20 protein-coding genes are annotated in these 21,002 nt (G+C 52.2%); 4 read left to right on the top strand and 16 right to left on the bottom strand.

From position 1 onward, the window contains the following. Window positions 1–8 precede the first annotated feature (8 nt). From ACX93W_RS24475 to ACX93W_RS24445, 7 genes are all read right to left on the bottom strand, one after another. A complete protein-coding gene (locus tag ACX93W_RS24475) occupies window positions 9–1,244 on the bottom strand; it encodes a PQQ-dependent sugar dehydrogenase (protein WP_459394994.1) in 1,236 nt (411 codons plus the stop codon). Window positions 1,245–1,338: 94 nt separating this feature from the next. Then, entirely contained in the window at window positions 1,339–2,193 is an 855-nt protein-coding gene (locus tag ACX93W_RS24470; protein ID WP_459394993.1) for an inositol monophosphatase family protein, read from the bottom strand. 191 nt (window positions 2,194–2,384) lie between these two features. Then, window positions 2,385–3,203 carry a sulfite exporter TauE/SafE family protein gene (locus ACX93W_RS24465; RefSeq protein ID WP_459394992.1) on the bottom strand — a complete coding sequence of 273 codons (819 nt, stop codon included), beginning with the start codon at window positions 3,201–3,203 and terminating at the stop codon, window positions 2,385–2,387. Window positions 3,204–3,219: 16 nt separating this feature from the next. Then, the gene (uvsE, locus tag ACX93W_RS24460; RefSeq protein WP_459394991.1) at window positions 3,220–4,242 is read right to left on the bottom strand and encodes a UV DNA damage repair endonuclease UvsE; all 1,023 of its coding nucleotides are present in this window, start codon (window positions 4,240–4,242) and stop codon (window positions 3,220–3,222) included. A gap of 3 nt (window positions 4,243–4,245) precedes the next feature. Then, window positions 4,246–4,563 (bottom strand): hypothetical protein, encoded by a 318-nt coding sequence (locus ACX93W_RS24455; protein WP_459394990.1) that lies wholly within the window; start codon window positions 4,561–4,563, stop codon window positions 4,246–4,248. Window positions 4,564–4,892: 329 nt separating this feature from the next. Continuing rightward, entirely contained in the window at window positions 4,893–6,089 is a 1,197-nt protein-coding gene (locus ACX93W_RS24450; RefSeq protein WP_459394989.1) for a D-alanine--D-alanine ligase family protein, read from the bottom strand. 36 nt (window positions 6,090–6,125) lie between these two features. Continuing rightward, on the bottom strand, window positions 6,126–7,532 hold the full coding sequence (locus tag ACX93W_RS24445) for an amidase domain-containing protein (RefSeq protein WP_459394988.1): 1,407 nt from the start codon (window positions 7,530–7,532) through the stop codon (window positions 6,126–6,128). A 415-nt stretch (window positions 7,533–7,947) separates the two neighbouring features. Between ACX93W_RS24445 and acnA the strand changes: the two genes are divergently transcribed. Then, the gene (acnA, locus tag ACX93W_RS24440; protein ID WP_459394987.1) at window positions 7,948–10,659 is read left to right on the top strand and encodes an aconitate hydratase AcnA; all 2,712 of its coding nucleotides are present in this window, start codon (window positions 7,948–7,950) and stop codon (window positions 10,657–10,659) included. Window positions 10,660–10,745: 86 nt separating this feature from the next. Here the strand turns inward: acnA and ACX93W_RS24435 are convergent, their stop codons facing one another. Next, window positions 10,746–11,489, bottom strand: a complete 744-nt coding sequence (locus tag ACX93W_RS24435) for an IclR family transcriptional regulator (protein WP_459394986.1) — start codon at window positions 11,487–11,489, stop codon at window positions 10,746–10,748. A 348-nt stretch (window positions 11,490–11,837) separates the two neighbouring features. On the opposite strand from ACX93W_RS24435, the gene ACX93W_RS24430 reads away from it, so the two are divergent. Then, a complete protein-coding gene (locus ACX93W_RS24430; protein WP_459394985.1) occupies window positions 11,838–12,899 on the top strand; it encodes an alpha/beta hydrolase in 1,062 nt (353 codons plus the stop codon). Between the two features lie 86 nt (window positions 12,900–12,985). Here the strand turns inward: ACX93W_RS24430 and ACX93W_RS24425 are convergent, their stop codons facing one another. The 8 genes from ACX93W_RS24425 to ACX93W_RS24390 form a co-directional block, all read right to left on the bottom strand. Further along, window positions 12,986–13,684, bottom strand: a complete 699-nt coding sequence (locus tag ACX93W_RS24425; protein ID WP_459394984.1) for a metal-dependent hydrolase — start codon at window positions 13,682–13,684, stop codon at window positions 12,986–12,988. A 49-nt stretch (window positions 13,685–13,733) separates the two neighbouring features. Further along, complete coding sequence (gene folE, locus ACX93W_RS24420) at window positions 13,734–14,327, bottom strand: GTP cyclohydrolase I FolE (RefSeq protein WP_459394983.1); 594 nt, start codon at window positions 14,325–14,327, stop codon at window positions 13,734–13,736. Window positions 14,328–14,361: 34 nt separating this feature from the next. Beyond that, window positions 14,362–14,583 carry a YneF family protein gene (locus ACX93W_RS24415; protein ID WP_459394982.1) on the bottom strand — a complete coding sequence of 74 codons (222 nt, stop codon included), beginning with the start codon at window positions 14,581–14,583 and terminating at the stop codon, window positions 14,362–14,364. A 165-nt stretch (window positions 14,584–14,748) separates the two neighbouring features. Then, entirely contained in the window at window positions 14,749–15,915 is a 1,167-nt protein-coding gene (gene queG, locus ACX93W_RS24410) for a tRNA epoxyqueuosine(34) reductase QueG (protein ID WP_459394981.1), read from the bottom strand. Between the two features lie 2 nt (window positions 15,916–15,917). Then, a complete protein-coding gene (rnhA, locus tag ACX93W_RS24405; RefSeq protein WP_459394980.1) occupies window positions 15,918–16,352 on the bottom strand; it encodes a ribonuclease HI in 435 nt (144 codons plus the stop codon). Between the two features lie 190 nt (window positions 16,353–16,542). Then, complete coding sequence (gene lepB / locus ACX93W_RS24400) at window positions 16,543–17,070, bottom strand: signal peptidase I (RefSeq protein ID WP_459394979.1); 528 nt, start codon at window positions 17,068–17,070, stop codon at window positions 16,543–16,545. Beyond that, complete coding sequence (locus ACX93W_RS24395; protein WP_459394978.1) at window positions 17,067–17,630, bottom strand: DUF402 domain-containing protein; 564 nt, start codon at window positions 17,628–17,630, stop codon at window positions 17,067–17,069. The genes lepB and ACX93W_RS24395 overlap by 4 nt, the downstream gene beginning before the upstream one ends. A gap of 117 nt (window positions 17,631–17,747) precedes the next feature. Next, a complete protein-coding gene (locus ACX93W_RS24390) occupies window positions 17,748–18,170 on the bottom strand; it encodes a GNAT family N-acetyltransferase (protein WP_459394977.1) in 423 nt (140 codons plus the stop codon). A gap of 352 nt (window positions 18,171–18,522) precedes the next feature. Here ACX93W_RS24390 and ACX93W_RS24385 point away from each other — a divergent pair, with 352 nt between their 5' ends. Together ACX93W_RS24385 and ACX93W_RS24380 are read left to right on the top strand one after the other, a co-directional pair. After that, window positions 18,523–19,134, top strand: a complete 612-nt coding sequence (locus ACX93W_RS24385) for a superoxide dismutase (RefSeq protein WP_459394976.1) — start codon at window positions 18,523–18,525, stop codon at window positions 19,132–19,134. Between the two features lie 578 nt (window positions 19,135–19,712). Then, window positions 19,713–20,912, top strand: coding sequence for a hypothetical protein (locus tag ACX93W_RS24380; protein WP_459394975.1), 1,200 nt, complete (start codon window positions 19,713–19,715; stop codon window positions 20,910–20,912). The last annotated feature ends 90 nt before the right edge of the window (window positions 20,913–21,002 follow it).

The following is a 21,002-nucleotide window of genomic DNA, read 5'->3' as shown; positions in this document are numbered from 1 at the left end:
TTTCATCTTTAATTCGTATAATTCATGACAATCAGCCTGTCGTCCTCTTGAAGGGGATTGCCGCGCCCGTCTCTGTTGTTAGTAATAAAATAAAGCTTTCCGTCCTTCAAATGCAAATCGCGGATGCGTCCTTCGCCTTCATGCCATTTCTCGATTTCCCCGGTAGATGGCGTATACCGGTAAATGCCCTCTCCGACCAGAGCGGCGATAAGCAATCGCCCTTTTTCGTCAACAATCGTACCAGATGGCGCAATGGCTTCGTCTCCGGTATGGTAGAGCGGCGCCACCATCCCCTTGCGCGTCTGATCGCCGATAAGCTCCGGCCAGCCGTAGTTGGCTCCTGACGTAATCAGATTGATCTCGTCATGCCCGCCGGGTCTGCCGGAGGGGCCATGCTCGCTGCTATACATCGTACCGTCGCTTGTCCATGCCACCCCTTGCGGATTGCGATGTCCGTAGGAATAGATGTAGGAGGACGAAGTCGGGTTATCTGCTGGGATGCTGCCGTCCAGGTTAAGCCGCAATATTTTGCCCGCCAGAGAGCTCTTGTCCTGCGACAGGCTTGTTTGGGTGGCGTCCCCCGTAGTCGCATAAAGAAGCCCGTCAGGGCCAAGCTCCAGTCTGCCGCCGTTATGATAAAGACTGCCCGGAATGCCTTCCAGCAGCGCTTTCTGCTCCACCCATTCGGAGCCTTCAAGCTTCAGCTCGACTATCCGGTTAAGAGTAGTCCCGCCGTTCCTGTACGTATGATAGGCAAAGGCCGTTTTGGTTGAAGCAAAGTCAGGGGATAACACAAAACCGAGAAACCCTCCTTCGGCTTCATGATGTACGGCTTCATCAAGTCGGACGGATAAACGGGTAGTCGCTCCATTTTCCACCTTAACAATACTTCCTTCGCGCTCGCTGATATAAATAATATCGCCGTCAAAAGCAAGAGACCACGGAATATCCAGTCCTTCCGCCGCTATCCTGTAAGGCTCTGCCGCATCGGACGGACTTGCGGCCGGCTCTTGGGAAGCCTCGGCGGATTCGCCGGACACGCTATTTTCCTCTTCCGCCGGCACTCCTCCATTATTGCCCGAAGTCCCCTGAGTTTCCTCTTGCGCAGATGGGGAGGCTGTCCCCAAAGCGCCCTCCTCCGAGGATGTGCCGCTGCAGCCCGCGATCAGCATGGCGAGCACCGTTGCCGCCGCTGTTATCATTGCTGTTTTTCTTGTTTTTTTGAATTTGCCGTTTTGCTTCATGTCATTCACTTCCTTCCGTTTAATAGATTAGATATTGCCAAAAAAAGGCCAAGCCTGATTCTCCCTTCGGCCTGGCCTCCGCTATTCATTTTTATTAATTTGCTGCGCCTGCTTCCGCTAACGCCCGGATAAGACCGTCATGAATGATTCCGTTGCTGGCGGCGACATTGCGCACGCCAAGATGATAAGGCTCGCCTTTTGTATCGGTAACGATTCCGCCGGATTCCTGGATTAACAAGGCGCCCGCAGCCAAATCCCAGCTGTTGAGGCCGATTTCCCAAAAACCGCTCAATCTCCCTGCTGCTACATAGGCCATATGCAGAGCGGCCGAACCCGCAATGCGCAAGTTTCGCGTCTGCGGCGCTATCGCGGAGATGCCCTTCAAATTAAGCGGCAGGGCATAGAGATGATCAGCTGGAAGCCCTGTTGCAATTAGGCTTTCACGCAGACTCTCCTCTCGCGATACCTCCATCCTCTTGCCGTGTACGTAAGCACCCTTTCCTTTTTCCGCTACAAAAAGCTCGTCCTTGATCGGATCGTAGACAACCCCGACAATGACCTCGCCCCGATAAGCCAGCGCGATAGATACGCAGAAAAACGGAAAGCCATGCACAAAATTGGTCGTTCCATCAATTGGATCGACGATCCACAAATATTCCGCGCTGCTGGCGTCAGCCAATGCTTTTGCCGAAGCCTCCGGCCCCGGTTCGACTCCCTCTTCACCCAAGAAGGAATGCTGCGGAAAATGGGTGGCGATCAGTTTGCGGATCAGCCTTTCCGAACCCTTGTCCACCTCGGTAACCAAATCATGAGGCGACTGCTTTATATCAAGGCTGCTATGTTTTCCAAGTTTGGTTCTGATCCATTCCCCCGCCTTGGCAGCGCAGTTGATAGCTACGGCGGTAAAGCTTTTTCCCCCGACAGCGTAGCCGCTTTGTCCTTCGTTCAAATTTCTCACTCCTCGCATGACATACAAATACATGTTCAAAAAAAATCGAATCCAGGCTTTTTGAACAACCCTGCAAAATAACCGTTAACAACATCGTAATGCAATACGGTCTCCCAACGTGACAAGTTTCGCATATTTGATGAACAAGCCCTGTTGTTGTTTTAAGTCCGTGTTCAATAAAGTCTCCGGCTTTACAAGTCCGCAAATCCGTCGTAGATCATTTTGGCCGCCAATGCCAAAAGCGTCGCCCTAAGCAGCCACAGCAATCCTTTTCCGCTCATGCGAACCGCAATTGCCGCTCCTATTACGCCGCCAAGCCAGGCGCCGGGCGCAAGCGCAAGCACAAGCAGCCAATTCACCTCGGAGAGCGCGGCATGCATGCCGCTTCCCACAATGGACGACAGAAAAATAACGAACATTGAGGTAGCCGCGGCAACATGGGGCGGGAAGCGAAACAGAAGCACCATAACCGGCACAAACAACGAGCCGCCTCCAATGCCGAAAAGCCCCGAAATAAGGCCTACGCCAGCGCCGATGCCAAGCAGAGGCAGCAGACCATAGCTGTAGGTGTGGAGCTGGCCGCTGGAATCGGTAATTGCCCTCTGGATGGGCCACTTCTTCGCAAACGGTTTCATTCGGTCCCGCGCAATAAGCAATCCGGCCATAAACAGCATAAAAAATCCAAACGCCAGATTAAAGCTTCCTGCATTCAGTTTTCCCGTTATTGCCGCTCCAGCCAAAGCCGCAGGGCCGCTGGCGGCAAACAGCAGCAGCCCGCTGCGGAAATCGACGATGCCGCGTTTTGCGTAGGATAACGTAGAAGCCAGAGCGGTTACGATCAATACGGTAAGGGATACGCCCACCGCTGTGGCATGATCCAGCTCCTGCCCGATCAGAGCGGGCGCAACAAGCAGCAAAGCGGGGACGATAATAACGCCTCCGCCCAAACCTACGATACTGCCGAATACGGCGGCAACCAAACCAAGCAGAACCAGCAGCAGCCATTCCATGATGTCATCTCACCTTTCAGTACGGAGCAATTTCCACCGCGCCGCCGTCCAGCACTCGTACGCCTTCCCCTCTTGCCTCAAACTCCCTCATTTGATCCATTAGCTTTAACAAAGCCCCATCCTTTGCTTTGGCTTCCAGCATGCAATCCAAATAATTGCATGTGCCGGCAGCGCGCCTCAGGAAATGAAGCAGCGGTTCGGCTTCCACATCATCCGCATGTCCTCTTGGATCAGTCAGACTTTTGGGACTGGAAACATGAATTTTTGGCGGAAGCCCCTTTTCTTCTTGGATACCTAGACGTTTTCTCTCGAGTTCCCAAGTAAGCTGGATGCGCGGCCAATACTCCTGAACCAGCTCGTCCCATCCGATCTCCCCCGGATTAACGGCATAATGATGAATATCCAGCACCATCGGAATCCCTACCGCAACAGCTGCGGCTAACGTTTCTCCGACATTAAAGGTTTTATCGTCATTTTCCAGCGTTACGCGGTTTCTGATGTCAGGCTCCAGCTCGCCGAACTGAGCGATAAAGCGTTGACCTGCAGAAAGCTTGTCCCCGTATGCGCCGCCCATATGAATATTGCATTTGCTTTCTTCGTTAAGCCCCATTGCCTCCAGCATCCGGACATGGTGCACAAGATCCTTGATCGAATTGGCAAGCACCTCTGGCCGGGGCGTGCTGAAGACGCAGAAATGGTCGGGATGAAAGGAAGTCCGCATGCCTTGTTGCTTTGCATAATCTCCAACGGCACGAAACGAAGGCCCCAATATTCCGTATGGCGACCAATCATCAAGCGCCGCATGAGTCGCCAGCGGGACTAGCTTGGACGAAAAGCGATACATCCCGATATCATGCCTCTGGCAATGCTTCAATATGCGAAGCGTGCTGTTCAGATTGTCCTCCGCGATCGCCTCCAGCCTTCGGATGGCGAGTTCTCTATTTTCCTGCTTGCCGAACGTGGCGTAGGTCATGGTGCGGGATGGCGTTATGCCTTCAAGCAGCGTTGTCATTGCAACAAATCCAAATCTGACAATCATGGATCAGGACCGTTCTCCAAAAAACATCTCATGGGCAAGCGATGTTTGAACCGACGCTTCTTGTTCGGTCAGCTTGCGCACCAGTTCCATCTCTACCTGGGTTACCTCTTCGCCCTGAAAATTGATTTCCGCGATGGAAGCCAATATTTTGACGATAGCGATTGCTTGGTTGTCCGGCGTATAGGCAATTACCTTCTGGCCCGTAGGGTATACGCGAAACCCCTTCTTGACCATTTTCCCCTTGCCGTATTCCAGCAATTCGTAAAGCTCCTGCTCCGACTTGAATTTGCATACGGAATTAAATTCAGTTCCAAATCCCATTTTGATTCCTCGCTTTCGGTTCTGTACAAGTTGAACAAAAAAGCTTCAGCGAAAAGGCCGCCGTGTGAAAAGTTCTTCCGATCGCTGTTGTTCCCAGATTTCCTGAATAATAGGTGTCAATGGTGAAATCCGGGAACAAAGGCGAACGCTTCAATCGTTCTGAAAGAACGTTACTTCGTAAGCATATGCTTTTCTCCAGAACCATTCACACTTTGGCCAGTCGCCAGTTTTTAATTTGTTCAACTTGTCCATCATTTTATTTTACAGGCGGGCCGCTCTCCCTTATCGGTCAAGCGGCCATCCGGTTATGCGTCTGTTTGCCGCTTCCGTCAATTTGCAGGCTTGGAATCGCCGGTAAAGTCGATTCCTTGCTTGGCCGCATGACGATCAACCGCCAGTTGAATCAGCGTGTCCAGCAGTTCGTTATAAGGCAAGCCGCTTTCTCTCCAGAGCAGCGGGTACATGCTGAAAGGCGTAAATCCGGGCAGCGTGTTTACCTCATTGATAAAGACGGCGCCATCTTCCTTGCGCAAGAAAAAGTCCACGCGGGACAAGCCGGAGCCATCAATCGCCTGGAAAGCCCGTACCGCAAGCTCCCTGATTTCTTCCGCGGTTTCCAATGGCAAATCGGCCGGAATCATCATGCTTGATTTGCCGTCGATATATTTTGCTTTGTAGTCGTAAAATTCATTAGAAGGCAAAATTTCACCCGGAACAGACGCCTTGGCTTCGTCATTGCCCAATACGCTGACTTCGATTTCGCGCGCATCCACAAACTCCTCCACGATGACCTTGCGGTCGAAGCGGAAAGCGTAGTCTACGGCGGCAATCAGCTCTTCCCGGTTGCGGGCTTTGGATACGCCGACGCTTGAACCCAGATTGGCCGGCTTGATAAAGCACGGATACCCAAGCGAAACCTCGCATTCCATAACAAAAAACGCGGAATCCTTCACCCACTGCGTCCGGTTAAAATAGCGGAAGACGCATTGCGGCAGACCCTCCTGGGCAAAAATTTTCTTCATCATTATCTTGTCCATCCCTACGGCAGAGGCCAAAACGCCTGCCCCGACATAAGGAACGTTGGCCATCTCGAATAGCCCCTGAATCGTTCCGTCTTCGCCAAATGTGCCGTGCAGCAGGGGGAACATTACATCGATGACACCTTGCTCCCGGTCAGCGCTAACGGCAGTTTCCCCGCTGATCTGGGCGACCGCGGCATTTTGCCCCTTCGCGTTTAGCTGATCGCCTGAGCTTTGACTTTGATCCAATGCATCAAAAAGAGGTGCCAAATAAGCGCCGGAGGTTAGCGGATCATCCCCTCCAAAACGCAGGCTCTCTACGCTTGCCGGCGGAGATAGCAGCAAACTTCCGGATTTCCATTCGCCCTGCTTTGTAATATAAAAAGGTTTGATTTCGTATTTGCTGTAATCAAATTGATTCATGACGGCATAAGCCGTCTGAAGAGATACCTCGTGCTCCCCGGATTTCCCCCCGTAAACAAGACCTATTCTTTTTTTGCTCCCCATGGCATATCCTCCGGTACGATAATAATGTTATATAGCCTACAACAGGTCTGGAATGTGGAAGAAACGGTATTTCGTTCCGCTGGTCCAGGCATAGGAATCGCGGTAATCCCAATATCGGTGCCTGCTCGGCACGGTATTGGCGTTTACCAGCGGCTGTCCTGCGGAATCAAAAGCCGTTACGATCGTTGTATGCTGAAACCTGCCTTCGCCGTTCCAGTCGTAGGCGATAACGTCGCCTAGCTGCAGTTCATCCGCCGAAGATACGGTCACCGCTCTCAAGCCGCTTTTGCGGGCTGCGGAAAGGTACGCCGCCATTGCATTTGCCACGGCCCAGCTATAGCTCCAGTTCTCCCGGCTGCCGGCACGTCCTTTGTACCACCATCCGGTTTCCCTTCTACCAGTATAGTTCATCGGGGCATTGCCTGCAAAGATGCACTGGGAGACGTAATTGGTACAATTGACGTCAAAAAGCTCAAAAGAAGGGTTGCCTTCGTTCCACCATCTGTCCGCATATGCGGCAGCCAGCTCTCTGCGGTAAGGAATGCCGCCTTTCCAGCGTTTGAAACCAGGCATCAGTTCATAGTTTAAAAAAGGAGCGGAACCTGACAAAATATCTTCGCCTTCCTCGGGGAGCAAAGAATCGGCGTCATGCTGGCTCTGGGGCTGTGCGGTTATTCCATATCTCGGACGGCGCTCCGATACGACGGGCTCCACCTGAAGCACCCCCCAATCTTGTCCGTCCCGCCTCAGCCAAAGACGCTCCGTCTCCTGTCTTTCCTCCATGTAATACATGCCTTTTTGCTCCATTTTCCGCTTAACGTGAAGTCTGACCAGCACCGATACCTCTCCCGCGGATTCATTGATCCGAATCAATTCTGCTTTGGTTTCGCTGCCAGCGGGTATAGCGCCTCTCAGCAAATCCCGCTCGCGCAGCCGATCGGTCCGCTGGCGCAATCGTTCGCCGTGCAGAGAATCTGCGACATATTGACTTAAATCCAGAGCGTTCTGTTCGCTTTCCGTGCGGTTGAACAAACGGACGTAACGCTGAAGCGAGGACCGCCACTCTGCGCCATCGCCGGATGAAGGCTTTCTAGGCAGCGACGAGCTTTGCAGCACGGAGCTGAGCTTGGGACGTTCCTTGGTCCGAACCTTTCCAGTCAAGAGGTTCTCCTCCTGCTTCCCGCTTTGTTCCTCTTGCGGTTGAATTTTGACGCCTTTTTGAATCGCTGCAGTCTTGCTTTCTTCCACAAAATCCTCTTCAACTTTTACGCTCCGCGCTCCTGTCGCCTGTCGTTTGCCTGCGGCGCTTGTACGGCCAACTCCTCGGTTCTTTCTGCCCCCGCTCGCAGCCGGCCGCGCGCTGGCAGACTGGCCCGGCCGGGATGGCGGCGGGACATTGCGCGAACGAAGCGTAGCATAATGGCGTCCTTCTTTTTTGGGCATCGGTATCCCCTCCGGTCATCGTTCATTAGAAATAGGCAGCAATAACTGCTTCATTATATGAGCGTCACTTACAATTCATGTGGGATCAGCCTGAACGATTTGAGAGGCTTGTTCAAAAAGCCTTATTAATACCGAAACCAAACCTTTTGAACAAGTACTTAAAGGAAGAACGGGCAGACTAATCGAAAACCTGTATAAGGGCTTTTGAGGTGATGTTTTGCATCCGATACGTTAGCCGTTATTTGCGTTAATGCTATCGAAACCGCTTTTGAAATCGTTTTAAAAAAGGGTGGAATTGGACTTTACGATGCAAGGCAATGAAGCTATACTATAGATATACGGTTTTTGAAATTGCGTTTCACCTAATGAAACTAGATTGTTTTCTTGGCTTACTTTATTGTAAAGGAGTTTGACAATGGCTAAACAAAATCAGTATTCCGTACGCACAACTTTGGAATCAGGCGGCAAATCGTACGCCTACTACCGGCTGTCAGGACTTGAGGAGCAAGGCATTGGCGACATTTCCAGATTGCCCTTCTCTATCAAGGTTTTGCTTGAAGCCGCCGTTCGTCAATTCGATGGACGCGCAATCACCGCCGAACATGTGAAACAGCTTGCCAACTGGGCCAACGGCCGCGAAGACAAGGAGATTCCATTTATTCCTGCCCGTATCGTATTGCAGGACTTTACAGGCGTTCCTGTTGTCGTTGACCTTGCAGCCATGCGCGACACCGTAAAAAAAGCCGGAGGAGACCCTAAGCAGATCAATCCGCTTGTTCCCGTCGACCTTGTTATCGACCACTCCGTCATGGTTGACGCCTTCGGCAGCCCCGAGGCTCTTGAGTACAATACAAAAGTAGAGTTTGAGCGCAATGAAGAGCGTTACCGTTTCCTTCGCTGGGCGCAAACCGCATTTGACAACTTCCGTGCAGTTCCTCCGGGAACAGGTATCGTCCACCAGGTTAACCTGGAATACCTGGCTTCCGTGGCAGCCACCAAAACAGTGGACGGCGAAACGGTTGTTTATCCTGACTCGCTCGTAGGCACAGACTCCCATACCACGATGATTAACGGTCTTGGCGTTGTGGGCTGGGGCGTCGGCGGCATCGAGGCGGAAGCAGGCATGCTGGGCCAGCCGCTGTACTTTGTCATGCCTGAAGTTATCGGCTTCAAGCTTACAGGCAGCCTGGCTGAAGGCTCCACAGCTACTGACCTTGCATTGACTGTTACTCAAATTCTCCGCAAAAAAGGCGTTGTCGGCAAATTCGTCGAGTTTTTTGGACCCGGCCTCTCCAACATCAGCCTTGCGGACCGTGCAACTGTTGCCAACATGGCGCCTGAGTACGGCGCAACAATCGGCTTTTTCCCGGTTGACGGCGAAACCATTGACTTCTTGCGCCAAACCGGCCGCGAGGAAGATCAAATCGCGCTCGTTGAAGCTTATTACAAAGCCCAAGACATGTTCCGTACAGATGCAACGCCGGACCCTGTATTCAGCGATGTGCTGGAGCTGGACCTGTCCACAATCGTTCCATCGCTTGCAGGACCAAAGCGTCCGCAAGACCGCGTAGAGCTGACTTCCATGAAAGAAGCGTTCAACGATATCATCCGCACGCCGATCGACAAAGGCGGCTACGGGCTCTCTGATGAAAAAATCGCCCAAACCATACCTGTTGCGCATGAGGACGGACGCCAATCCAAAATGGGTACCGGCGCCGTTGTTATCGCGGCAATCACCAGCTGTACCAACACTTCCAACCCAAGCGTTATGCTGGGCGCCGGACTTGTTGCCAAAAAAGCCGTCGAGCGCGGCCTGACCAAGCCAGCTTATGTAAAAAGCTCCTTGACTCCAGGTTCCCTCGTCGTTACGGAATATTTGAAAAAAGCAGGTTTGCTTGAATCCCTGGAAAGCCTGGGCTTCCACGTTGCAGGTTATGGCTGCGCCACCTGTATCGGCAACTCCGGTCCGCTTCCAGACGAAGTAAGCAAAGTCATTGCCGACAACGATATGACTGTTGCAGCCGTATTGTCCGGCAACCGGAACTTTGAAGGACGCGTTCATGCGCAGGTTAAAGCCAACTATCTGGCGTCTCCGCCTCTCGTTGTCGCGTACGCCATCGCTGGAACGGTTAACATTGATCTGACCTCCGACCCGATCGGCTATGACCAGGACGGCCAAGCCGTATACCTCAAGGACATCTGGCCAACTAACGAGGAAATTAAGCAAGCGGTATCCGCTTCCCTTAACCCTGAAATGTTTAACGATAAATACGGCAACGTATTTACGCAAAACGAACGTTGGAACGCAATCGACGTACCGGAAGGCGAAAGCTACGAGTGGGATAACAAATCAACTTATATCCAAAACCCGCCGTTCTTTGAAAACCTGGGTTCGGAGCTTGACGATATTGCCAACATCCCTTCCGCAAGCGTACTTGCTCTGATGGGCGATTCCGTTACTACCGACCATATTTCTCCTGCGGGCAACATTACGGTGAATAGCCCGGGCGGCAAATATTTGATCGACAACGGCGTTGATCGCAAGGATTTCAACTCCTACGGCTCCCGCCGCGGCAACCATGAAGTCATGATGCGCGGAACGTTCGCCAACATCCGGATCCGCAACCAGGTTGCTCCTGGAACAGAAGGCGGCGTAACGACTTATCTGCCGACTGGCGAAGTGATGTCCATCTACGACGCCTCAATGAAATATCAAGCCGAAGGCAAAAACCTGGTTGTCATCGCCGGTAAAGAATACGGTACGGGCAGCTCCCGCGACTGGGCGGCCAAAGGCACTTACCTGCTTGGCGTCAAAGCCGTTATTGCAGAGAGCTTCGAGCGTATCCACCGCTCCAACCTTGTCGGCATGGGCGTGCTGCCTCTGCAGTTCCAGGATGGCCACGGCTGGAAAACGCTTGGCATTACAGGTACTGAAACCTTTGACATTACCGGTCTTTCGAACGATATTAAACCGGGCGAAACCGTAACTGTCAAAGCAACTCGCACAGACGGAAGCAGCTTCGAGTTTTCCGCGCTGGTACGTCTCGACTCCCTGGTTGACGTCGACTACTACCGCAACGGAGGCATTCTGCAAACCGTATTGCGCCAAATGATTGCCAATATGTAAGGTCATTATTCAGTTGATAAAAGGACTTCGGAGCGCGCGGCATCAAGCGCGAGCCGAAGTCCTTTTTGCCGATTGAGTCCGTCCCGCTAACGCGTCATCGTGCTCATCACTTTTGCGGCTTCTATCATAACGGGAGCATATTGCTCCATTTTGTCCAGCGTAAGCCGGCTAGCCGGTCCAGACACGGACAAAGCCGCTGCAAGGCCGCCTGCACGGTCGAAAATCGGTGAAGAAATAGCGGCAGCTCCCGTCTCCCGTTCCTCAAAGCTGGTGGCGTATCCTTTTTCCATCGTATCCTGCAGTTGGCTGCGGTATAGCTCCATATCCATGCCTAGCGGCCATTGCAGCGAGTGGATAATGCTCTCCTGCACCAAGCTGTCGGCATAAGCTACAAGCACCTTGCTGGAAGCCCCCGCGTAGAGCGGCAGCCTCACGCCTACCGGCGCAACCCGTCTGACGGGATGGTTGCTCTGCACCGCCTGTATGCGGATACGCTCCGATCCGTCCCTGACGTAAATGCTGACGGTTTCGCCCAGTTGATCGCGCAGCCTGACCATTTCCGGCAGCCAAATTGTCGCCTGATCATCGGTTCGGGACAGATTGGCCGACAGCTCCCACACTTTAAGACCAAGGTGATAACGCTCCGTGTTTTTGTCCCGCTCGATAAACCCCTTTTCCTCCAGGGTAGCCAGCATCCTGTGCACCGTGCTTTTATGAAGCCCTGCGCGCTCGGCGATCTCCGTCATGGCCCAATCTGTTTTTTCCGTAAAACAAAGCAAAATATCAAGCGCCCGATCCACGGCGCGAACAGTCGATTTGCCCTCTTCCACCTACAGCACCTCCGCTGCCTCGGCCGGATAACAATTCCATCCAGCAGGCAGATGTTATATAAAAGTTTCACCAAACGAAACCGTATTCCAAAATGAGTGAAATCCATTCTCAATTAGTATACATGATAGAAGTCTTTTCCGTAAAGCATCCATTTATATTACGTTAAGATTACAAGCTATTACATACCAATAACATTGAACAAATTGGAATTGACGCAAGCCCGGAACGCCTCTACCATTAAGAGATAAGAGATTTCGGCTGAATGCCATATTCGACGTTGCCCATGCCGCCAGGCATGCCGCGTAATGGAAAGCGGACTTTTTGAACTACCTCTAAAGGGGGACATCATGAGTATTATGTTGCATAATCATACAGCTTTACCGCTTGATAACGGGCTTCCCGCCCCCTCAAGCTTGCAGCCGCCATTATCCCATTCAATGCCGCCGCTGCCCTACCGGAGCCGCCGCAAGCATATGGCTGCCGCTTCTCTGGCTTCGCTCCTGGCGATGTGCCTGATTGCCGTTCTTATCTTTCACGGATATGTGGCCTGGATGCTGGCCTATCCATATGTTGCTCCGTTAAAATCGAATCCCAAGCAAGAGCTGGGATTAGCTTACGAGGATGTTGTCTTTCCTAGCAAAAGCGGCGAAACAACTGTCAGCGGCTGGTTTATACCCGCAGACGCTCCTCCGGGAAGCGATGAATCCGCTGTTGCAACACGTACAGTCGTTTTTAGCCATGGCTACGGAGCCAATCGGGAGGAAACCTGGGTTCCGATGTACGACTTGGCCGAGCTGATGCATGATCTTGATTATAATGTATTGATGTTTGACTACGGCTATGCCTCAACAGCCTATAAAGCGCCGGCAACCGGCGGCCGGGAGGAATCCCAGCAGCTCCTTGCAGCAGTGGATTACGCCGCATCCAGAGGCGCGGAGGATATCGTGGTTTGGGGATTTTCAATGGGAGCCGGCACCGCCCTTCAAAGTGCCTTGGAGACGGACAAAATTGATGCCATGATTCTAGACAGCTTGTTCGTGCCCAGCCCGGAGGCTTTATTCGACAACTTGAACCAGTTTGTCCCGCTGCCTCGCTTCCCTTCGTTGCCATTGATACAGTCCATGATTCCTCTATGGACGGGAAGCAGCTTTGGCTCGCTGCCTGTTGGCCAGGTGGAATCTCATGCTTATGATATTCCAATCTTTATCATACACGGAACCAGCGACAGCAAAGCTCCTTACAACGTGGCGGAAGCCATTGCCGCCAATCAGAGGAACGGCTTGTCGCGCTCCTGGATCGTCCAAAACGGACAACATGAGATGTTGTTCCGAATGGGTTCTATGGAATATATTCAGCGCACCGCGCTATTCCTGAGCCAGGTAAACGCTCAACTGCATGACAACAACTAGGGTGTTTCATAACTCGCTCAAGGCGTCTTTCAACGCCATACAAAAACAGGCTGTCCGCAAAAGCGGCAGCCTGTTTTCTGTTATAATCAGTTTTCGTCAATTTCAAAAAATTCGCCCGGTGCCAGCGCCATGCCTTCAATGCCAAGCTCTCCCAGCCTGCGGACAAAATCCTCCGCGTCCTGACGGATCGGTTGAAACGTATTGTAGTGAACCGGGACTACCAGCTTCGCCCGATACCATTGAGCGGCCTGAAGCGCCTCCTCCGGTCCCATTGTGAAATGGTCGCCAATCGGGATAAACGCTACATCAATCGACTCCTGCTCTCCGATCAGCTTCATATCGCTGAACAGCGCGGTGTCGCCTGCATGCAAAATGGTCAACCCTCCGGCTCGAATGATATAACCGCCGGCTATGCCGCCATAAAGAATGGTTTGCGACTCCTCGTCTATAATCCCCGAAGTATGCACCGCCGACACCAGCTTGGCCTTGGCAAAGCCCAAATCCACCGTGCCGCCAAGGTTCATGGGAATACTTTTTGCACCCTTCCACGACATATAGGTCGCGAGCTCAAAGTTTGCAACGACTGGCGCATTGTTGGCCTTGGCAATCGGGGCTGCGTCCAGAATATGATCCTGGTGCGCATGCGTCAGAAGCACCGCCTGAACCTTGATATCCTCGGGCTTCGTAACAGCTAGTTCATTGCCGCTAAGAAACGGGTCAATAATAAGCGAGTTGTCATTTACAGTGAGTTGTACGGCTGAATGTCCATGATAAGTGATCAACATAATCGGAACTCCTCCTCACTAAGAGTTGAATAGAGTTAAATCCGCTCACCTATTGCTTCAGCAAAGCCAAAAATTCGGAGCGCAACGCCGCGCTTGTCCGAAATTCACCCCGGAGCGCCGAGGTTATGGTTTTGCTGCCTGGCTTCTTCACACCTCTGGCGCACATGCAGAGATGTTCGCCTTCCACAACGACCATGACGCCATGGGGCTTTAGTTCCTCATCCAGAATATCCGCGATTTGCGAAGTAATCCGCTCCTGCACCTGCAGCCGTCGCGTTACCGCCTCTACCAGTCTTGCCAGCTTGCTCAATCCCGCTATTTTGCCGCTTGGAATATAGCCAATATGGGCTTTTCCGAAAAAAGGAGCCATATGATGCTCGCACTGGCTGTAATAAACAATGTCTCTAACGATAACAAGCTCTTCATGCTGTTCATCGAAGGTAACGCCAAGCACTTCGCGGGGATCCACGCTGTATCCGGCAAAGATCTCCTCATACATGCGTGTAACGCGGGCCGGCGTTTCAAGAAGCCCTTCCCGTTCTACATCTTCCCCGATCAGCTTTAAAATCTCCTTGACATGGTAATGTATCTGTTCCCGGTTATCCGCTACATTGGAGTTTACATAGTCTTTTGCTCCGGCCACTGCTGTCGCCCCCCTTCACACTGTTCCGTCGATATTACTTGCGAGGAAATTTTTGGTTTTTCATCATATTTTGAGCGCGAGTCATTTGCTGCTTGTTCAGGTTATAGCCCATTTGCTTTGCCATCTGTTGAAGCATCTCCGGGTTGTTCTGCATATTCTCAAGTTGCTTCCGCAGGTAATAAACGCCTCCGAAAAAGCCTCCCACTCCGCCAACAATCAATGTGACGATAGGAATTACAAAATTATACCATTCCATCCAGTCCACCGAGCCCCTTCTATCCTTAAAAATTCACCAGCAAATTGTGTTCTGCGTCATTGTATCATAGCATGTCATAATGGAAATTCGCAATCGCGAACCGGCTTTTTTACTGCATATTTACAGCAATGGAACAGGAGCCGCCAACTCTCCTCTTCCCCGCCGCTATTGCGGCTCCAGGACATTTTCCTCCTGCGCCGTTTCCATGCTTTGCAGAGCTTCAGAAATCGCCTGCAGCGCTATATCATCCTGCTCCTTCTCCCATGCTTCACGCAAGGCTGCGACGGCTTCCGGGCCGCCAATTCTGCCCATGGACCAGGCAGCCGTTCCCCGCAGCACAGGGCGAGGATCATCCTTCAGCACCTTAATGAGATGAGGAATAGCGGAGGCGTCCTTGAAATTGCCAAGCGCAATGACCGCATTCCGCTGAATCGGCTTTCTGCCGCGCCATGCGGAGGACGTTCGGCCGTACGCTTCCTTGAACTGCCGATTGCCCATTTCAAGCAAAGGCACCAGCAGCGGTTTTGCCAGCTCGTTATCAGGCTGCAGCTCCGGCTGATGCGTCCAGTTTTTTCCTTTATTTACCGGACAAACGACCTGGCAGGTGTCGCATCCGTACAGCCGGTTGCCAATTTTGCGCATAAACTCGTCAGACACCATATCCTTCGATTGGGTCACAAATGAAATGCAGCGTTTGGCGTCTAATTGTCCCGGACCTACCAATGCGCCGGTCGGACAAGCGTCTATACATTTGGTACAGCTCCCGCAGCCCTCCGTAACGGGAATATCCGGTGGAAGCGGCAGGTTGGTAATCATCTCGCCAAGATAAATCCATGAGCCTAGCTTAGGGGAAATGATGGCGCAGTTTTTGCCGCTCCAGCCGATACCGGCCCTCTCCGCAACAGCTCTGTCGGATAACGCGCCCGTATCCACCATGCTCTCCACCCTGGTGTCCGGCACCCGTTGCTTAAGCCAGCTCTCCAGCTTGGCCAATCGGTCGCGCAGCACATGATGGTAATCCTCACCCCATGCGGAGCGCGCCATAATCCCCCTCCGTTCACCGGGTTCGGATTTCGGAGGGTCGGTCAGCTTGGAGGGATATGCAATGGCAATCGCAATGATGCTTTGCGGATCGTCGAACAGCAAGGCAGGGTTCGTGCGGCGGTCCAGATCCGGCTCCTCAAAGCCGGATTCCCGGCCAAGCTCGCGATGCCGCATCAACCGCTGCTTCAGCGTAACAAAAGGATCGGCAGACGCAACTCCGATATCGTCGATTCCCAGCGCTGATGCTGCAGCCTTCATCTCTTCCTTAAGCTTGCTCCAGTCCATCATCGCTACAGCTCTCTGATTGCCTGCCGCGCCAATTCATCGCAGCGGTTGTTCCATTCATTGTCGCTATGGCCCTTCACCTTGATGTATTCCACCTTGTGCTTGCCCATCAGCGCCCATAAAGCTTTCCACAGATCCTGGTTTTCAACGGGATCTTTTTTGCTGTTTTTCCAGCCGTTGCGCAGCCAGCCATGAATCCAGCCTTTCTGAAAACAGTTCACCACATAAGCGGAATCGCTGTATACCTGAACGCTGCAAGGCTCTTTAAGCAGTTCAAGCCCCTTTATAACAGCCTGAATTTCCATCCGGTTGTTGGTCGTATCCCGCTCCGCTCCGTAAATCTCCTTTTTATGCGGACCAAAAAACAATACCGCACCCCATCCGCCCGGTCCCGGGTTGCCGGAACAAGCGCCGTCGGTATAAATCATGACCTCTTTCATTAACAGGCCTCCTTTTAAGTTCATGTTCAAAAAGTCAGTATCGAGAAGAAGGGATGGAGCCAGAAACCGAGCTTAGTGGAAGCTACGCTAGTTTCGGCTGAATGCCATATTCGATGCTGATTATGCCGCCAGGCATACCTCGTAATGGAAAGCGGACTTTTTGAAAGACTCTTAAGGCTGTAACACTAGTTTACAGCGACCGTACTTGCTTGTACGGCCATAAAATAAAATCAGCACGGCCCTGAATCATATCCTCAGGCACGGCCCCGAAAGAGCGGCTGTCAAGACTGGCGAGTTCATGCCGGTTGTCGCCCATGACAAAATAATGGCCCTCCGAAATCACTTGCGGCCCAAGGCTGTTCCCTTCGATAGGCACATCCGTATAAGGCTCGTCCACAAGCTCGCCATTGCGGTACAAGCGATGATCCTTAATTTCGATCACATCGCCCGGCAAACCGACAACACGCTTCACCAGCAGCTTTTTTTTCTCGCCCATCCACCCGGGCTCTTCCAGAATGACGACTTCCCCCACTTTGGGACTGCCGGTCAAATAGACAAATTTGTTGACAAAAAGCCACTCCTCCTCCGTTAATGTAGGTTCCATGGAGTGGCCATCAACCGTAGACAAATTAAATACAAAATAATGCAGGATCAAAACAATGACTAAAGCAATAGCCAGCGTTTTGAGCCAATCCCATAGCTCTGCCGCAAATTTCATAGTTCCAGTTCCTCCTCGCCGCACGTTTCCAGCCATTCCCGATAATACCGCTGGGCTGTTTCATCATGGAACGGCTGCTGCCCCTTCTCCATGCGGCCCAGCAAGGCATGCAGACCTTGCCTCACCTTGTTCTGGACATGCTGCGGGTAATGGTAAAGCTGCTTGTGCTGCTCATATTCATCCTGGTCCACAACGTGACGGCTGCCGTCGCTTGTGCGAATAACGTCCAGGTCATAGTCGATGTAAGTGAGTACCCCGTCGTATCGGTAAGGGGGCGAAGCTACGTTGCAGTAATAACGAACTCCGCTGTTTTCCAGCAGGGCGACCACATTAAACCACTCGCCCGGCAAAAAAAACGACACGGCCGGCACTCTGCTAATCCATTGCTTGCCGTCGGATTCCTCAATTGGCGTTTGGCGGTTAATGAGCACGATGACGGATTCCTCGCGGTGCTGTTCCGTTAACGCTTCGCGAGGAACGACCCAATTTTGCCGCCAAAGCCTGTGAATATGACCATTGTGTTTAAAACTTTTGATCACACACGGTTCATAGTGATTCATGATGCTCGCGCTCCTCAAATTCCTTATCATAATAAGAAAAGCATATCTCGCCGCCAATTGCAATGGCAGGGGAAATATGCCCTCCGATGGTAAACATGTCTAAATCTCTATCCGGTTTTACCCTGTTACGATACTAAGCTTCTGAAACGAACGGAAAAAGTCGCTTGCCGCGTATCCCATGGATTCGTAAAGCGGCAATACCGGTTCGTTATGCTCGTCCGCAGTAATAAGTATTTTGCTCACGTTCCGCTGTTCAAATCGCACGCGCAATGCGGCGACCAGCGCTTTGCCGACTCCGTTACGCTGATGCTCCGGAGAAACAGCTATACGATAATAATAGCCCTTGTTGTTATCGATTGTGCCGATAATCATGCCTACAATCTCTGACTCCTTGACAGCGACTAGCACCAAATCGCTATCCCATGACAATTGACGCGCAAAAGCTTCCATTGTTTGCTCATAACATTCCTCGGTCAATACTTCCTCAAGCAATGCTGTGAGCGGTTTGTAATCGGACAACTGGAAGGAACGGACGTTCATTCAATTAACACCTTCTACCATGTCATAGTCTAGTACCTGTCTATCATACGACGAAATTCCGCGAAATCCTACTAAAATCTTTAGAAAAATGATAGAAATCGCCCGTTTTCTTCTGAAAGCGCTTAATATTAAGCGCTTTCAACATTATTCGATCCATCATTTGTCATTAGTGGTCTTGAAAGGATGGTTCCAAGTGACTAGTAAGGGATACAAAAGCTTCTATTTGTTGAAAATAATATCACCGGGAAAAGGATGCTTTACCGACTTTTTAAACATCAATGTTGATTTATTCTGTCGGATTTGGGATAATGGACATGATCAATCCACAACAAATTTTGGGAGGTTTTTTATAATGGCACATCAATTGCCCGCATTGCCTTATGCACACAATGCTCTTGAACCGCACATCGACGCTACGACAATGGAAATTCACCATGGCCGTCACCACAATACTTACGTTACCAATTTGAATGCTGCCCTGGAATCCGCTCCTGAGCTGCAAAACAAATCGCTGGGCGAACTGATCGGCGATTTGAACAGCGTTCCTGAATCCATCCGCACTGCTGTCCGCAACAATGGCGGCGGCCACGCTAACCATAGCCTGTTCTGGGAAACAATTGGACCAAACGCTGGCGGCGCTCCTACTGGCGCTTTGGCAGCAGCCATCGACAGCGAACTGGGCGGCTTTGAAGCTTTCAAAGCTGAATTCGCAAAAGCTGCTACTACTCGCTTCGGCAGTGGCTGGGCATTCCTTTCCGTTGCTAACGGCAAACTGAAAGTATACAGCCTGCCTAACCAAGACAGCCCTATCTTCGAAGGCGAAACTCCGGTTCTTGGCCTGGACGTATGGGAGCACGCTTACTACCTGAACTACCAAAACAAACGTCCTGATTACATTGCAGCTTTCTGGAACGTTGTGAACTGGGAAGAAGTTGGCAAACGTTACGAAGCAGCTGTAAAATAAGGTAATCAAACATAAGATTTGCAGAACCTCCGGGGCGCCCTAGCGGCGTACCGGAGGTTTTTTGTTGATCCCAGGCGAGGAAAACCAGGCTTTTTGATTAAGGACTTTTAATGTTTGGCTTCCCTTGTTTCAAATGCTGTTGCCCTGGTTTATATATGAGCAAGCAGATAAACGTCGCCATCCGGCCGGGAAATGGCCGGATATCTGCAAACCATTTGAAAGAGGTGTAAGTCGCTATGAGCACAACGAATACTTCTTATCGTACAGGTGATTATGTCCAGCAGTCCGGAGATTATATTTGCGAAGCAGGCCGCCGAATAACGTTCAAAGAAGGGGACAAATTACCTTATTGTCCAGTGACCGGCCTCGACACCAACTGGTATTACGCAGAATAAAACGATAATCCTTACAGGAGCAAAACAGCCTGCCCGTCTGCTATCGACGGCAGGTTGTTTTGTTTTCTTATTAAGGACGCTGCATCCCTCCAATCCAAACTCCCGCACACGACTTTGAAGAAGCCTGCATAGGATACAGCAGGATAAACGCCTAATTTGTTATGAGAATGATTGGAGGCCCGTATGAGCGATTATGTAAATGATCAGTCCTTATGGAATGATGCAGCTCTGAATGAGACGGATCAAAATATCAGACTTGCCAATACATCGGATTGCAGCTGCAGCGGCGAAAGAGCCATACTCCCTCTCCCCGGAGGAATTGGAGGCATCGGCTTGTTCCCTCCAGGCCCGGGTCCGTGGGGACCCGGACCTTGGGGACCTGGACCTTGGGGACCCGGACCTTGGGGACCTGGACCTTGGGGGCCTGGACCTTGGGGGCCTGGACCTTGGGGGCCTGGACCTTGGGGGCCTGGACCTTGGGGAGGGCCCGGGCATGGCCCTGGACCTTGGGGAGGACCCGGGCATGGGCCCGGACCTTGGGGAGGACCCGGGCATGGGCCCGGACCTTGGGGAGGACCCGGACATGGCCCCGGACCTTGGGGAGGACCCGGGCATGGCCCTGGACCTTGGGGAGGGCCCGGACATGGCCATGGACCTTGGGGGCCCGGACACGGGCCCGGAGGACCTGGGCATGGCCCTGGCGGCGGACATGGGCACGGCCGCATTGAAGACGAGATACAGGAAGATGGAGATGAAGGGCTGGACTATCCTTTCACCGAAATCTCGGACTCCCGTCCTCAGCAAGGTTCAGGACACGGCGGCTCCGGACATGGACACGGATCTGGACACGGCGGCGGTTCCGGACATGGACACGGATCTGGACACGGCGGCGGTCCCGGACATGGACACGGACCTGGACATGGCGGCGGTCCCGGACATGGACACGGGCCTGGACATGGCGGCGGTCCCGGACATGGACACGGGCCATACCATCCGCCTCATCCACCCTATTATCCTAGCCCATGGTTTGTGCCCGGTCCCGGGCCAATTCCGATTCCCGTTCCGGTGCCTCTGCCCGTTCCCGGACCGCCTATTCAGCAGGGCTTTGTTACGGTCGTCATAAACGGGGGAGCGTCTTTTCCTAACGTAACAACGGGGTACACCGTGCCTTACCGCCCCGGCATGTCGGTTGGAAGCGCTCTGGCAAGCTCCGGCGCCATCGGATTCGGACCAGCAGGCCAAATCATAACGATCGGCGGCATCCCGATTGGCGGAAACATCAGCTACCAGGTGAAGCTTAATGGCAGGCCAATTCCCGTAACCTTGCTTGGCACGCCTGTACAGATGGGTGATACGGTCACGGTTGATTTGCTAGTCATTTAAAAAAACAGGCTGTCCAATAAGTCCAAAAAATAAAGGTTAGAAGGGAACGGGGACTGCCCCCTTTTTCCTCTAACCTTTTTGCATATCTAT

The sequence above is a fragment of the Paenibacillus sp. CAU 1782 genome, from assembly GCF_054551715.1.
This window is presented reverse-complemented; position numbering and strand designations above follow the sequence as displayed.

What these genes read in the sequence shown, in the direction of transcription:
- ACX93W_RS24475 (WP_459394994.1), bottom strand. Translation starts at nt 1,244, where the DNA reads ATGAAGCAAAACGGCAAATTCAAAAAAACAAGAAAAACAGCAATGATA.
- ACX93W_RS24465 (WP_459394992.1), bottom strand. Translation starts at nt 3,203, where the DNA reads ATGGAATGGCTGCTGCTGGTTCTGCTTGGTTTGGTTGCCGCCGTATTC.
- uvsE (WP_459394991.1), bottom strand. Translation starts at nt 4,242, where the DNA reads ATGATTGTCAGATTTGGATTTGTTGCAATGACAACGCTGCTTGAAGGC.
- ACX93W_RS24455 (WP_459394990.1), bottom strand. Translation starts at nt 4,563, where the DNA reads ATGGGATTTGGAACTGAATTTAATTCCGTATGCAAATTCAAGTCGGAG.
- ACX93W_RS24450 (WP_459394989.1), bottom strand. Translation starts at nt 6,089, where the DNA reads ATGGGGAGCAAAAAAAGAATAGGTCTTGTTTACGGGGGGAAATCCGGG.
- ACX93W_RS24445 (WP_459394988.1), bottom strand. Translation starts at nt 7,532, where the DNA reads ATGCCCAAAAAAGAAGGACGCCATTATGCTACGCTTCGTTCGCGCAAT.
- acnA (WP_459394987.1), top strand. Translation starts at nt 7,948, where the DNA reads ATGGCTAAACAAAATCAGTATTCCGTACGCACAACTTTGGAATCAGGC.
- ACX93W_RS24430 (WP_459394985.1), top strand. Translation starts at nt 11,838, where the DNA reads ATGAGTATTATGTTGCATAATCATACAGCTTTACCGCTTGATAACGGG.
- ACX93W_RS24425 (WP_459394984.1), bottom strand. Translation starts at nt 13,684, where the DNA reads ATGTTGATCACTTATCATGGACATTCAGCCGTACAACTCACTGTAAAT.
- ACX93W_RS24415 (WP_459394982.1), bottom strand. Translation starts at nt 14,583, where the DNA reads ATGGAATGGTATAATTTTGTAATTCCTATCGTCACATTGATTGTTGGC.
- queG (WP_459394981.1), bottom strand. Translation starts at nt 15,915, where the DNA reads ATGATGGACTGGAGCAAGCTTAAGGAAGAGATGAAGGCTGCAGCATCA.
- rnhA (WP_459394980.1), bottom strand. Translation starts at nt 16,352, where the DNA reads ATGAAAGAGGTCATGATTTATACCGACGGCGCTTGTTCCGGCAACCCG.
- lepB (WP_459394979.1), bottom strand. Translation starts at nt 17,070, where the DNA reads ATGAAATTTGCGGCAGAGCTATGGGATTGGCTCAAAACGCTGGCTATT.
- ACX93W_RS24395 (WP_459394978.1), bottom strand. Translation starts at nt 17,630, where the DNA reads ATGAATCACTATGAACCGTGTGTGATCAAAAGTTTTAAACACAATGGT.
- ACX93W_RS24390 (WP_459394977.1), bottom strand. Translation starts at nt 18,170, where the DNA reads ATGAACGTCCGTTCCTTCCAGTTGTCCGATTACAAACCGCTCACAGCA.
- ACX93W_RS24385 (WP_459394976.1), top strand. Translation starts at nt 18,523, where the DNA reads ATGGCACATCAATTGCCCGCATTGCCTTATGCACACAATGCTCTTGAA.
- ACX93W_RS24380 (WP_459394975.1), top strand. Translation starts at nt 19,713, where the DNA reads ATGAGCGATTATGTAAATGATCAGTCCTTATGGAATGATGCAGCTCTG.